We start from the raw sequence: 12,741 nt of genomic DNA, 5'->3' as shown, positions 1-12,741 counted from the left end.
TGGTCTTAGATTAGGCGGGGACCCCCGCCATTGAACAGATGATTTTCCATTCGCTTTCGGTGACGGGCTGAACGGACAGGCGCGAGTTGCGCACCAGGATCATTTCTTCCAGCTCTGGATGGGCCTTGATCTGGTCCAGCGTCACCGGGGTTTCCACCCCAGTCACCGCTTTGATGTCTACGCATTCCCAGCGCTCGTCGTCGGTGGTGCTGTCGGGGTGGGCCTCGGCGATGACCTCGACAATGCCCACCACGGATTTTTCCTTTTGCGAGTGATAGAAGAAACCGCGATCACCCACGGCCATCTCTCGCATGAAGTTGCGCGCCTGATAGTTGCGCACGCCGTCCCATTCCTCGCCCGCATCGCCCTTGGCGACCTGATTGTCCCAGCTCCAGGTCGAGGGCTCGGATTTGAACAGCCAGTACCGCATCAGCCGATCACCTTGTTCCAGCGAACCAGCTCGACCGAGGCAAACAGCCCGGCCTTGGCATAGGGATCACCCGCGGCCCAGGCCTCGGCGGCGGCCATGTCCTCGACATCCAGAACCACCAACGAGCCGCTCATCTGTTCATCCGCGTCCAGCAGCGGCCCGGCCTGCGCGACAACGCCAGTTTCCTTGATATAGGCCAGATGGGCATCGCGGTTGGCTTTGCGAATATCCAGCGCGCCGGGTTTGTCATGCGCAAAAAGCGAAACAAGCATTTTAGTCTCCGAATTTGGTTTTCAGCACAGTTGCGGCGACGGGGCTGGGCGTCAAGCCTTAGCGCCTTTTTTCCCACCGCCCAGCAGGGCCGGGCTTTTGCGATCCAGCGGCCAGCGCGGTCGCGCGACAAGGGTCATATCGTCGGTGTGGCCAGCCAGAAAACGCTCGGCGCCGGCATAGGCGATCATAGCCGCGTTGTCGGTGCACAAAGCCAGCGGAGGGGCGGTGAAACGAACGCCATTCGTCTCGCATTCAGTCTCTAATGCGCCCCGAATGGCCTTGTTTGCCGCGACCCCGCCCGCGACTGCCAAGGTGGGCTGTGCAGGGGTCAAAGCCACATAATCGACCAAGGCACGGCGGGTTTTTTCAGCCAGAACATCGCAAACAGCCGCCTGGAATCCGGCGCTCAGATCGGATCTGTCCTGACGCGTCAATCCGCCTTTTTCAGCGACCACCTGATCACGTGTGCGCAGCAGCGCCGTCTTCAGCCCGGAAAAGGACATATCGCACCCTGGTCGATCCAGCAGAGGACGCGGAAAACGGAACCTTTTGGGGTCGCCGTTCAGTGCGTCACGCTCGACCGACGGCCCGCCGGGCTGTGGTAGGCCCAGCAATCGGGCGGTCTTGTCAAAGGCCTCGCCAGGGGCGTCGTCGATGGTGCCACCCAGGCGCGTGAATTCCTCGGGGCCCTTCGCAACCAGAAACTGGCAATGTCCGCCCGACACCAACAGCATCAGGTAAGGAAATTCGATCTGGTCGGTCAGGCGCGGCGTCAACGCGTGTCCTGCCAGATGGTTGACTCCGATCAGTGGTTTTCCGGTCCCCGCAGCCAGCCCCTTGGCGCACATCACGCCCGAGATGACGCCCCCGATCAGACCCGGCCCGGCAGTGACGGCGATGGCGTCTATGTTGTTCAACCCTAGCTCGGCCTGAACCAGAGCCTGTTTCACGCAGACATCCAGCTTTTCCGCGTGGGCGCGGGCGGCGATTTCGGGGACAACGCCCCCATAGGCCGCGTGCAGGTCCGTCTGACCATGCACCACAGATGATAGAATTTGTGGCACGCCCTCTGTCACACGCACCACTGCGGCGGCGGTGTCATCACAGCTGCTTTCCAGCCCGAGGATGGTAAGAGTGCGCGTCATGATCCTGTCCGTTGCAACATGAATGGACGGCAGGTAACACCATAGAGCACGCCAAACAATCCCGGTCCCGCCTATGCGTCCTTCGATCCTGCTGACACGGCCACAACACGCGTCTGAACGCTTTGCCGCGCAATTGCGGGACAGGGTCGGCAAGCTGGACGTGCTGATCTCGCCGGTGATGCAGATCGAACCACTGATGCAGACCGTCGAGATCGGGGAGGCCAGGGCGTTGATCTTCAGCTCGGCCAATGCGGTGCCTTTTGGAGTCGCTGGAATGCGCTGTTTCTGCGTAGGTGATGCCACGGCCCGCGCAGCCCAAGCCGCCGGGATGCAAGCCACCAGCGCCGAGGGGGACGCCTCGGATTTGATCCGGCGGATTTTGGCCGATGGCGAGTCTGGCCCATTTCTGCACATTCGCGGAAAACACACCCGCGGCGAAATTGCCCAAAGATTGACCGAAGCCGGCTGTTTGACCCGCGAAGCCATTGCCTATGATCAGGTGGTCCGGCCGTTGTCAGAGCACGCCAAGTCCCTGCTGACAGGTAATTCCCCCGTGTTAGTGCCTGTTTTTTCACCGCGCACCGCAAAAATACTGTCCGACGTACAGGGCCTGGGGCCGAACGTCTGGGGCGTGGCGCTCAGCCCGGTGGTGGCTGAAAATATGAAAAACCTGCCCGCTGAGCGCATCCATACCTGTGCAGCGCCGAACGCCAAGGCCATGCTGGACCTTCTAGAGGGACTGATAGACGCAGCGACCCGACTTGAGGGTTAAACTCTGGGCATTTAGCTTTAGGTTGGTATGTGAATTTTAGTTATCGGATTCGAAAGGAAGGTCCAGGTGTCTGACCCTGAAAACGACAAGAAGAAACCAGAGGACCAGACCGAGGTCATTGAAGACGCGGTAATCATCGAAGAAAGCGACGACGCAGACGAAGCCGAGGCTGAAACGCCCGAAGCAGACTCTGACATCCCGGACGAGGCTCTGACGATCGAGGATCCGGCGGAGGACCCGGATGCGGCCGAAGCCCCCGTTGAAGAAGAAGCAGAGCCCGAAGCGCCTGAGCCAGATACCACCGAAGAACAGCCCGCAATTGCGCCAGAGTCGCCCGCGCCAGAACCCGAAGTGATCCGCAAAGGCGGATTTGTCCCCATGGTGCTGGGCGGGGCGGTTGCTGCGGCCCTTGGGTTTGGGGCCTCGCAAGTGTTGTTCCCGAATGGCCTGAATGGCTCGGATCAGGCGGCGGCGGTCGCCGAGCTGACAGCAACCGTGCAGCAACAGACTGTTCAGATCACCCGCCTGTCGACAGACCTGGACGCGGTGAAATCCGCTCCGGCTGATACCTCGGCCACGGACGAGCTGGCCGGGTTGGTTGATGACGCGAACGGCGCTGTGGCGCAGCTTTCGGATCTGGTGGCGGCCTTGGACGTGCGCCTGACGGAACTGGAAAAACGACCCGCAGAGGGCGGGGCCTCGGCGGCCGCTGTGGCGGCCTATGAACGCGAAGTCGAAGCACTGCGCGAGGCCATGGAGAAGCAAAAAGCCGAGATCGAAGCATTGATCAACGAGGCCGAAGCAGAAAAAGCCAGCGCCGAGATTACGGCGAAACAGGCGATGATCCGCACGGCGGTGTCGCGCATTCAGGTCGCGATGGACACGGGCAAGGGCTTTGCCGAACCTGTCGCCGATTTGCAGGCGGCAGGCGTTTCGGTCCCTTCCATCCTGGTGGAAACAGCCGAAACCGGCATTCCGACACTGGCCAGCCTGACCGACAGCTACCCTGCTGCGGCGCGCAAGGCGCTTGCCGTTGCGCGCAAGGACGAAGGCACCGGTGGCAAGGTCTGGGGTTTCTTGCGCAACCAATTGGGTGTGCGCTCGCTTGAACCCAAAGAAGGCGATGACGCCGACGCGATCCTGTCCCGCGCCGAGGCCGCGCTGGGGGATGGGCGTCTGACCGACGCCATGGCCGAGCTGCAATCCCTGCCCGAACTGGCCCGGGTCGAGCTGACCGACTGGATGACCCAAGCCACCCGCCGCACGGATGCCGTGGCGGCAGCCGAAACTCTCAGCGCCACTGTGGCGTCCAACTAAGGGGGCGATAAAATGTTGTGGTCGCTTATTAAAATCGTTGTGTTCGTCGCCCTGGTCGCTGCTGCCACCTGGGGGGCCGGATATCTGTTGGAACTGGACGGTGGTGTGCGCATCGCCGTGGGCGGGATCGAGCTGAACCTGACGCCGCTGACCGCTGTCATTTCGTTGCTGGTGCTGATCGTGGCGGTTTGGGTGCTGTTGAAACTGGCCTCGCTGACGGTTGCGGTGCTGAAGTTCATCAACGGGGATGAAACTGCTCTGACCCGGTATTTTGATCGCAACCGCGAACGCAAGGGCTACAAAGCGCTGACCGAAGGCATGATGGCCCTGGCCTCGGGCGAGGCACGCCTGGCCATGAACAAGGCCGCCAAGGCCGAGAAGTTCCTGGACAATCCTGAGCTGACCAACCTGCTGACGGCTCAGGCCGCCGAAATGGCCGGGGACCGCAAAAAGGCCGAGGAGACCTATAAAAAGCTGCTGTCCGACGACAGGACCCGTTTTGTTGGGGTGCGTGGGATCATGAAGCAGAAGATCGCGGATGGCGAGGCGGACACGGCGCGACAGTTGGCCGAAAAGGCCATCGCCCTGCGCCCCAAACACGTGGAAACGCAGGACACGCTGCTAAAGCTGCAATCACAGGCACGGGATTGGTCGGGCGCTCGTAAAACACTGAATCTAAAGCTGAAACACGGCTCGTTGCCTCGGGACGTTCACAAGCGCCGCGATGCCGTTCTGGCGCTGTCTCAGGCCAAGGATATTCTGGATGATGGCAATGACATCGACGCCCGCGAGGCCGCGATCGAGGCCAATCGCCTGTCGCCGGATTTGATCCCAGCGGCCTGCTATGCTGCCAACAGCTATGTTGAAAAGGGTAAACCCAAATTGGCCGCGCGCCTGCTGGCCAAGGCTTGGGATGCGCAACCGCATCCTGACCTGGCCACAGCTTTCGCGGCGATCGCACCGGACGAGGATGCCGATGCGCGCCTGAAACGGTTCCATCAGTTGTTCAAACTGCACCCGGATCACCGCGAAACCGCGTTGGTCAAGGCCGAGCTGATGATCGCCGCCGAGGATTTCCCCGGGGCCCGCCGCGCCTTGGGCGATCTGATCGAGGACGAGCCGGATTCGCGAGCACTGACCATCATGGCAGCGGTCGAGCGCGGCGAGGGGGCCTCGGATCAGATTGTCAAAGGCTGGCTGGCACGGGCGCTGAACGCGCCGCGCGGGCCTCAGTGGGTGTGCGGCAACTGCCACAACATCCACAGCGAATGGGTGCCGGTCTGCGAGAACTGCCAGGCCTTCGACACGCTGGAATGGACCTCTCCGCCAGCGACCGAAGTGCACACAGCGACGGGTGTTGCCATGCTGCCTTTGATTGTCGGCGCGCTCGAGGATCACAGCAGTGAACAGGCGGATGAACCTGCCGAGACAGAAGAGGACGTGACCGAGGCGATCGAGCCCGAGGTCATCCCCGATGCCGAAGTGGTCGATCTGCCTCCGGTCACCGACTCACCGGCCGACAACAAGAGCTAAGCCCGCCGGATTGGGGCCGGAACCGACCAGTCGTCAAAGCACGCAGAGTCTGTGAATGGGCAAGCTGATGGGCAGGAAAGGCACATGCGCCTTTCCTGTTTTCCACCAGAATTTGCCCGCATTGAGGGAGGCCTTGTGGCCTCCTTTTTTGGTTGCGATCGCGTTGGGGACGGGGGCGCAAGACTCCAGTCACGACGCCCGGTCCGAGCGTGGAACCCCGTCGCGAACCGAAACTAAACGGATTAAAATCAATAACTTATAAGGTTATTCAAAACGCGCATCGCCATCTATGTCAAATGTGCATGTGATTTTGAACTTCGCTTGGCTGATACTCTTTGAAAATTCCGCTGCTCTAGTAGGAGGCGCCCTTGTGGTGCGGGGTGGCGAGGAAACAGGGAGAGGATATCTTGCGACGACTTGCGGTCTCGCAGCAGGCGATTGTTGCTGTCATTTTCATACTGCTTTTTGCCAGCTTTGCGGTGTTTCTTCCGGGATTCTTTCAGGCGGATAACCTGATCGCGCTGCTGCAAAGCGTGGCGATCTTGGGGATCTTGGGCCTTGGGATGGCCGTAATCGTGATTGGCCGCGGGGTTGATCTGTCGATGATTGCGGCACTGGCGATCCCCACGGCGTTGGTTCTGCAAATGGTTGCGGATGGGCATTCTATCGGGGTTGCGCTGCTGGCGGGGTTCGGACTGTCTGCGGTGTTTGGGGCCGTGAACGGTTGGCTGGTCGCCTATGCCGAGGTGCCGCCGCTTTTCGCGACGCTGGCCACCGGGCTTTTCCTTGCCGGGATGGGGCAGGCGTTCTTCTTTTCGATCGAGGCAGTGCCGTGGCCCGAAGCCATGGCCGGGCTCGAGGTGCTGGGACGCGGACAAATCCTGGGCCTGCCTATGCAGATCTGGTTGCTTGCAGTCGTAGCCCTGTTGGTCTGGGTCTATCTGCGTTGGTTGAAAGCAGGCGTCTATACCTACGCCATGGGTGACAATCCGATGGCCGCGCGACTGGGCGGCGTGCCAGTACGCCCGATGGTGATGGTGCAATATGTGTCTTCGGCCCTGATCGCGACTTTCGCCGGTTTGGTCATGGCGGCCTCGATCGGGTCGATGTCGACGCGAATTTTCAACTCGACCTGGATTTACGACGTGATCCTGGTGGTGGTGCTGGGCGGGATTGGTCTGTCCGGCGGGCGCGGGGGTGTATCCAACGTGCTGATTGGCACGTTGTTGATCGGGACCTTGCTGAACGGCGTGACCATCATGAACGTCAGCTTTCCGGTGCAGAACCTGATCAAAGGTCTGGTTCTGTTGGCCGCAATCATCATCGATTCCCTTCTAAACCCGCGCAACGAGGAAACCGCGCAGCAAGGGGACATCTAAGAAATTCAAAACAGCGCAAAAGCGCAGAGTTCTGGGAGGACAAAATGAACACATTTCTCAAAGCAGCCGTAACGGCAGGCGCAACTTTCCTGGCGGGCGTGTCTGCAGTGCAGGCCCAAACACCGGAAGAGCCCTATCGCGAGGGCTATATCGAGGCGCTGAGCGGGAAAACCGTCGCGTTTCTGCCTGGCGCCATGGCGATGGACCTTGCCATCGGCTGGCTGGACAAACTGAAAACCGAACTGGAACCTCAGGGGGTCGAGGTCATCGTGCGTGACCCCAACTTCAGTGTCCAGGCGGGCGCGCAGGCGCTGACTCAGCTGATCGCGGAAAAGCCAGACGTCATCGTGGTGCATAACCCTGACGTGACCACCTATGCGCGGCTGATCAAACGGGCCGAGGCCCAGGGCATCCTGATCGTGCAGGTCAATATGTCCTCGCTGACTCCGTCGACCGCCTATGTTGGTGTGGACTGGGTTGAAATGGGGGCCATCCAGGCACGTCATGTGGCCGAATCTTGCGGTGGCAAAGGGAAGGTTGCGATCGTGCAGGGTGACCTGACTGCCGCTGCCTCGGCCTATACCATGGAAGGGATTGAATCCGTTCTGGCCGAAAACCCCGGTATCGAAGTCGTGTCCAACCAATCCGCCAGCTGGCAGTCGGACAAGGCCAAGTCGATCACTCAGACCGTTTTGAAACAGCACCCTGACCTTTGCGGTCTGATCGGGTTCTGGGACAACATGGATACCGGCAACGCCGCGGCGATCGAAGAGGCCGGATTGCAGGATCAGATCTATCTGGCGACGTCGGGTGGCGGTGAAACCCGCGCAGCCTGCGATATGGTGCGGTCCGGTGCCTATGATCTGAACGTGGTCTACAACGTGCCGAACCAGGGCGCGAACCTGGCCTCGACCATCAAGTTCCTGCTGTCCGCCGGCATCAAACCCGGTCAGATGAGCGGCCAGATGTACACCACTCTGACCCCTGTGACGGCTGCCAACGCCGATGACGAGGGCGTTTGCTGGACCATCAAGCAATAATCGCGTGACCCCAAGGGCATGGCGCGCACCTTCGCCATGCCCCCAATTTTCCCCGACGATACAAACCACAGGCTTTCTTGTGCTCAAAGACTCTGTCATCCGCTGGCGTTATCGCCTCTGGCCCGATCACGTTGTGGGCGAGGTCCTATCCAAACCCTGGATGGAAACCGCCATTCCCGCGTTGGTTTTCCTGCTGACATTTGTCGCCATGTCCGCCTGGGTTCCTTCATTGTCGAACCCGGCGCAGTTGGCCATCATTGCCCGCGAGGCAGGCGAGACAGGCTTTGTCGTGCTTGGGTTGGCGATCGTCATCATGGCCGGAGGCGTTGATCTTTCGGTCGGGTCGATCTTTGCATTGACCAACTTCGCGGCCCTGCTGTTTATGCAGAAATTCGGCTGGCCAGCGGCTGTGTCTATACCGCTGACGATCCTTGTTGGCATGGGGCTTGGCGCGGTGAACGGAGTTCTGATCGGATATTTGCGACTCAGGGCCTTTTTGACGACGCTAATCACCCTGATTGTATTCCGTGCGATCTATGATCTGCTGGTGGCCGAACACGCGGTTGCGATCGCGATGGGTTTCCCCGAAAGCCCCTTTTGGGACCTGATGGGATACGGGACTTTCGGCGGGCTGCCGGTCAACATCCTGCTGTTCTCGGTGGTCGGAGTCGTGTTGCACGTTTTGCTGACTCGCTTGCGCCCAGGCTGGCATTTGATGGCCATCGGCGGGTCGCGTCGTGCGGCATATAACGCGGGCATCAACGTCCCCTTCACCGTCGCGATGACCTATGTCGCCAGTGGTGGGCTGACGGCTGTTGCCGCGCTGTTCTTTGCCTCGCGTTTGGCCACCACCGGCAGCGACGTAGGTCTGGGCCTCGAGGTCACGGCCCTGACCGCAGCTGTGCTGGGCGGTATCAGCCTTGGTGGTGGTCGTGGCTCGGTCACCAAAGCGGTGCTGGGTCTGGCCATCGTATTGCTGATGACCAACGGCATGACGGCCTCGGGGGCGTCGGGCGGGTCGATCCGCATGGCATTGGCTGCCATCCTGATCGGTGCCGCAGTGTTCGACATCCGCTGGGTCAAGAACCGCCACCGTTTGATTGCCTCGGTCTATGTGTCTCCGGATTATCTGCGCTTGCCGCCACCCCCGTCTTGCGAACCCAAAGACGACAACCCTTGGGCGGTGAACGACAAGCTGCGCGCCGTCGAGGTGATCGGTCTGGGCGATGTCGAAGGCCCCGAGGACGTGATCCTGGACAGCAATGACAACCTGTATTCCGGCTCGCGCCACGGTGATATCGTGCGGTTCCTTGCACCCGATTACACTGAATGGGAGATCTTTGCCCATATCGGTGGCCAACCGCTGGGTATGGCCTTTGATAAGGATGATAACCTGTGTGTCTGCGTCGGTGGCATGGGCTTGTATATGGTCACGCCCGACCGCGAGGTGATCAAGCTGACCGATGAAACCAATCGCTCGCTTTGGTCGGTGAATGACGACAGCCGGTTGCGGCTGGCCGATGACTTGGACATCGCGGATGACGGGCGGATCTACTTCTCCGAGGCGACTCGTCGCTATGAGATGAGCGAATACGCCGTCGACGCGCTGGAAAGCCGCCCCGCAGGTCGTATCATTTGCTACGACCCCAAGACCGGCACCACCAAGACCGAGATCGATCGCCTGCGATTCCCCAACGGAATTTCCATGTGCGATGACGGAGAGAGCTTCTTGTTCGCCCAGACCTCGGCCGCGTCGATCAGCCGGTATTGGTTCAAGGGGGAAAAGAAAGGCACCATCGAGGTGCTGCTGGACAACCTTCCCGGCTATCCGGACAACATCAACCGCGGTTCGGATGGCAATTTCTGGGTGGCTCTTGTGGGGATGCGTGGGCCGGCGCTGGATCTGGCCATGCGCAAACCTGGCTTCCGTCGCCGTATGACCCGCCGCTTGCCATTTGACGAATGGATGTTCCCCAACATCAACAACGGATGTGTGTTCAAGATCGACCTGCAGGGCAACGTGCTGGAATCGCTCTGGGATCCGCAGGGGGTGAACCACCCCATGATCACCTCGATGCGGGAACACAAGGGCTGGCTGTATCTTGGCGGTCTGTCCAACAACCGGATCGGCCGTTTCAAACTGCCCGAAGAGGAAGGCGCACCGGACTATGTCCATTATGACCGCCGGTGGAAGAAAGGCGGTGACGCATGATCAAGGGCGTACGCGAATTCATCGATCGGCGACTGGGCCGTGGCAGCGCTGCCGTGACGGTGCCGGTATTCGATGGGGTGTTGAAACCAAATCACCTGCTGGACGAGGCCGAGGAATGGATGCCCTTGCAGGCGCCGGGCGATCTGGTGGCTCATGACGGTCAGATCTATTTTAGCGATGGCGCCGGTCTATACCGGGCCGAAGCGCAAGGAGAGCGCACCGAAATCCTGCAGACCGATGGGCAGATCACGGCGCTTGCACCGTGGCAGGGCGGATTCGCGCTGGCGGTTGATGGTCGCCGGATCGAAGTGTTTGGCGGAGACCAGAACGGGCAGATCTGGCACGAGGCCGACGGCATCGCCTTTACCGCGATCAATGCGCTTGTTGCACAGGGCGAGGCGCTGATCGCGACGGATGGCAGCCGCGAGCACGACCCGGGGCAATGGCAGCGGGACCTGATGGAGCTGCGCCAGGATGGCCGGGTTCTGAAACTGTCGCCAAGCGGTGTTTCGGTGCTGAGCAAAGGGCTGGGATATGCCTTTGGCCTCGCGTTAAACGATCAAGATATCTGGGCAAGCGAAAGCTGGCGGCATCGCCTGGTGCGGCTGAGCGACGGCCGCCCGGTATTGGAAAACATGCCCGGTTATCCCTCGCGGATATGCCCGGCTGCGGGTGGAGGCTATTGGCTGAGTGTCTTTGCCTGCCGTACGCAGCTGGTGGAATTCGTGCTGCGGGAACGGGACTTTCGCGAAGAGATGATGCGCTCGATCCCGCCCGAGCTGTGGGTCGCCCCCCAAGTGCGTCCGCCCGCATCGTTCCTGGAACCCTTGCAGGGCGGGGCGATCAAACAGATGGGTGTCTTGAAACCCTGGGCACCGCCGCGCAGCTATGGCCTGGTGATCCGCTTGTCGGACAGCGGTCAGCCGGTGTTCTCGTTGCATTCGCGGGTCGACGGGTGCCACCACGGCATCACCGCCGTGGCCGAAACCCCGGACGCGCTGTTCTTTCTTTCGCATGGTGTGAACGCAATTCTGAGACTGCCATCCAGCAGAATTGCCGAGGGGGCACAGGCATGACAATCGAGTCAATCATTGAAATCAAGGGCGCGGTCAAACGCTATGGTGGGGCTGCAGCCATCGACGGGGTGGATTTTGACCTGCGCCCTGGCGAAATCCATTCGTTGCTGGGCGAAAACGGGGCGGGGAAATCGACCCTAACAAAGGCCATTTCGGGCGTTGTGCATCTGGACGAGGGCGAAATCCTGCTGGACGGTGTCCCGCATGCTCCGGCGGGCCCCAAAGAGGCGTTGCACCTGGGCGTGGCGATGGTGTTTCAGGAAACCTCGCTGGTGCCGTCTATGACGGTGGCGCAGAACCTATTTCTGGGTCAGGAAAGCTGGTTCAATCGCCTGCGGGGCATCAACATCGCGGCTCAGCAATTTCTGCAATCATTGAACTTCGATGTCAGCCCCACCGCCAATGTACAGCTGCTGGGGGCTGCAAAGCGGCAGATGGTCGAAATCGCCCGAGCTGTTTTGCACAATGTGCGGGTCATCATCTTTGACGAACCCACCGCGACGCTGACTCCCGAGGAAAAGCAGCACTTTTTCAAACTGGTCCGCGACCTGAAAAAACGTGGCGTGTCCGTGGTGTTCATCTCGCATGCATTGGAAGAGGCGCTGGACATCTCGGACAGGATCACAGTGTTGCGGGATTCCAAGCGCGTGCTGACCGAAGATGCCAGCCAACTGGACAGGGAAACCATCGTCAAGGCGATGATCGGGCGGGACCTGTCTCAGAGCTTTTATGGCCACAAGCGAGGGGATGAAGACGATGTTCGCCTCGAGGGCGCGCGCGTTCTGTCGGTGCAAAACCTGCGCATGGCGGGGGTGGTGCAGAACACCTCGTTCTCGATCTTTGCAGGTCAGGTAACCGGGGTGTTTGGCTTGGTCGGCGCCGGGCGCACAGAAACGTTCAAGATCGTTTCCGGGGCCCTGAAACGCAACTGGCTGCATGGGGGCGAGATCGAGCTGAACGGTCGCAAGGTCCGCTATCGCACGCCTGCCCCCGCAATCCGGGACGGAATTGCCTATGTCACCGAAGACCGAAAGGTCGAAGGCTTCTTTGAAATGATGAGCCCCGCGCGCAACATCCATATCGCTCATCTAGCGCGACGGCGCTGGCGCGATCTGTGGGTCCGGCGTGGTCAGGAAAAGGCGCTTGGCGAGACGTGGTCCAAGGCTCTGAACATCAAAAAGACCTCGCGCGGGGCCAGCGTGATCGAGCTGTCAGGCGGGAACCAGCAGAAAGTGGTGATCGCCAAATCGCTGGTTCAGGAACCGCAGTTGATCATCTTTGACGAACCGACCCGCGGGGTCGATGTCGGTGCCATCGCCGAGATCCATGCGCTGATCGAGAAGCTGGCAGACGAGGGCAACGCGGTTGTTGTGATCTCGTCCTATCTGCCCGAGATTCTGGCGCTGTCCGATCGAATTCTTGTCGCGCGGCAAGGCAAGGTGGTCGAGGAACTTTCCGCCCAGGAGGCCGACGAGAAGCGGATCATGTATGCAGCGATCCACTAGGCTTGGGTCGGGCGGTTGCGGGGTACAGCGTGGGCAACTGCCTGCGCTTTGACGCGCGC

The 12,741-nt window shown here is 60.6% G+C and carries 11 protein-coding genes; 8 read left to right on the top strand and 3 right to left on the bottom strand.

Annotation, left to right across the window (positions count from 1 at the left end; translation table 11 throughout):
* Positions 1 to 10 precede the first annotated feature (10 nt).
* From ACXADQ_RS06135 to tsaD, 3 genes are read right to left on the bottom strand one after another with little or no spacing between them, the layout of a single operon-like run.
* Positions 11 to 430: an EVE domain-containing protein gene (locus tag ACXADQ_RS06135; protein ID WP_475316846.1), complete on the bottom strand. Its 420-nt coding sequence runs from the start codon at positions 428 to 430 to the stop codon at positions 11 to 13.
* Complete coding sequence (locus tag ACXADQ_RS06130; RefSeq protein WP_475316840.1) at positions 430 to 702, bottom strand: YciI family protein; 273 nt, start codon at positions 700 to 702, stop codon at positions 430 to 432. The genes ACXADQ_RS06135 and ACXADQ_RS06130 overlap by 1 nt, the downstream gene beginning before the upstream one ends.
* Before the next feature lie 51 nt (positions 703 to 753).
* The gene (gene tsaD / locus ACXADQ_RS06125) at positions 754 to 1,848 is read right to left on the bottom strand and encodes a tRNA (adenosine(37)-N6)-threonylcarbamoyltransferase complex transferase subunit TsaD (RefSeq protein WP_475316836.1); all 1,095 of its coding nucleotides are present in this window, start codon (positions 1,846 to 1,848) and stop codon (positions 754 to 756) included.
* A 73-nt stretch (positions 1,849 to 1,921) separates the two neighbouring features.
* On the opposite strand from tsaD, the gene ACXADQ_RS06120 reads away from it, so the two are divergent.
* From ACXADQ_RS06120 to ACXADQ_RS06085, 8 genes are all read left to right on the top strand, one after another.
* The gene (locus ACXADQ_RS06120; protein WP_475316831.1) at positions 1,922 to 2,620 is read left to right on the top strand and encodes a uroporphyrinogen-III synthase; all 699 of its coding nucleotides are present in this window, start codon (positions 1,922 to 1,924) and stop codon (positions 2,618 to 2,620) included.
* A 66-nt stretch (positions 2,621 to 2,686) separates the two neighbouring features.
* Positions 2,687 to 3,937, top strand: a complete 1,251-nt coding sequence (locus ACXADQ_RS06115) for a COG4223 family protein (protein WP_475316826.1) — start codon at positions 2,687 to 2,689, stop codon at positions 3,935 to 3,937.
* A gap of 12 nt (positions 3,938 to 3,949) precedes the next feature.
* Positions 3,950 to 5,470, top strand: coding sequence for a heme biosynthesis HemY N-terminal domain-containing protein (locus ACXADQ_RS06110; protein WP_475316821.1), 1,521 nt, complete (start codon positions 3,950 to 3,952; stop codon positions 5,468 to 5,470).
* 407 nt (positions 5,471 to 5,877) lie between these two features.
* Positions 5,878 to 6,849, top strand: coding sequence for an ABC transporter permease (locus ACXADQ_RS06105; RefSeq protein ID WP_475316815.1), 972 nt, complete (start codon positions 5,878 to 5,880; stop codon positions 6,847 to 6,849).
* Between the two features lie 44 nt (positions 6,850 to 6,893).
* Positions 6,894 to 7,889 carry a sugar ABC transporter substrate-binding protein gene (locus ACXADQ_RS06100; protein ID WP_475316810.1) on the top strand — a complete coding sequence of 332 codons (996 nt, stop codon included), beginning with the start codon at positions 6,894 to 6,896 and terminating at the stop codon, positions 7,887 to 7,889.
* A 79-nt stretch (positions 7,890 to 7,968) separates the two neighbouring features.
* Complete coding sequence (locus ACXADQ_RS06095) at positions 7,969 to 10,101, top strand: ABC transporter permease (RefSeq protein WP_475316804.1); 2,133 nt, start codon at positions 7,969 to 7,971, stop codon at positions 10,099 to 10,101.
* Positions 10,098 to 11,177, top strand: coding sequence for an SMP-30/gluconolactonase/LRE family protein (locus ACXADQ_RS06090; protein ID WP_475316798.1), 1,080 nt, complete (start codon positions 10,098 to 10,100; stop codon positions 11,175 to 11,177). The genes ACXADQ_RS06095 and ACXADQ_RS06090 overlap by 4 nt, the downstream gene beginning before the upstream one ends.
* Positions 11,174 to 12,682 (top strand): sugar ABC transporter ATP-binding protein, encoded by a 1,509-nt coding sequence (locus ACXADQ_RS06085; protein ID WP_475316795.1) that lies wholly within the window; start codon positions 11,174 to 11,176, stop codon positions 12,680 to 12,682. Before ACXADQ_RS06090 ends, ACXADQ_RS06085 begins: the two co-directional genes overlap by 4 nt.
* Positions 12,683 to 12,741: the final 59 nt, after the last annotated feature.

It is taken from the genome of Thalassovita sp. ABM4_323 (genome assembly GCF_056158665.1).
This window is presented reverse-complemented; position numbering and strand designations above follow the sequence as displayed.

Excerpts from the sequence above, each read along its gene's own strand:
- ACXADQ_RS06135 (WP_475316846.1), bottom strand. The coding sequence starts at position 430 with ATGCGGTACTGGCTGTTCAAATCCGAGCCCTCGACCTGGAGCTGGGAC.
- ACXADQ_RS06130 (WP_475316840.1), bottom strand. The coding sequence starts at position 702 with ATGCTTGTTTCGCTTTTTGCGCATGACAAACCCGGCGCGCTGGATATT.
- tsaD (WP_475316836.1), bottom strand. The coding sequence starts at position 1,848 with ATGACGCGCACTCTTACCATCCTCGGGCTGGAAAGCAGCTGTGATGAC.
- ACXADQ_RS06120 (WP_475316831.1), top strand. The coding sequence starts at position 1,922 with ATGCGTCCTTCGATCCTGCTGACACGGCCACAACACGCGTCTGAACGC.
- ACXADQ_RS06110 (WP_475316821.1), top strand. The coding sequence starts at position 3,950 with ATGTTGTGGTCGCTTATTAAAATCGTTGTGTTCGTCGCCCTGGTCGCT.
- ACXADQ_RS06100 (WP_475316810.1), top strand. The coding sequence starts at position 6,894 with ATGAACACATTTCTCAAAGCAGCCGTAACGGCAGGCGCAACTTTCCTG.
- ACXADQ_RS06090 (WP_475316798.1), top strand. The coding sequence starts at position 10,098 with ATGATCAAGGGCGTACGCGAATTCATCGATCGGCGACTGGGCCGTGGC.
- ACXADQ_RS06085 (WP_475316795.1), top strand. The coding sequence starts at position 11,174 with ATGACAATCGAGTCAATCATTGAAATCAAGGGCGCGGTCAAACGCTAT.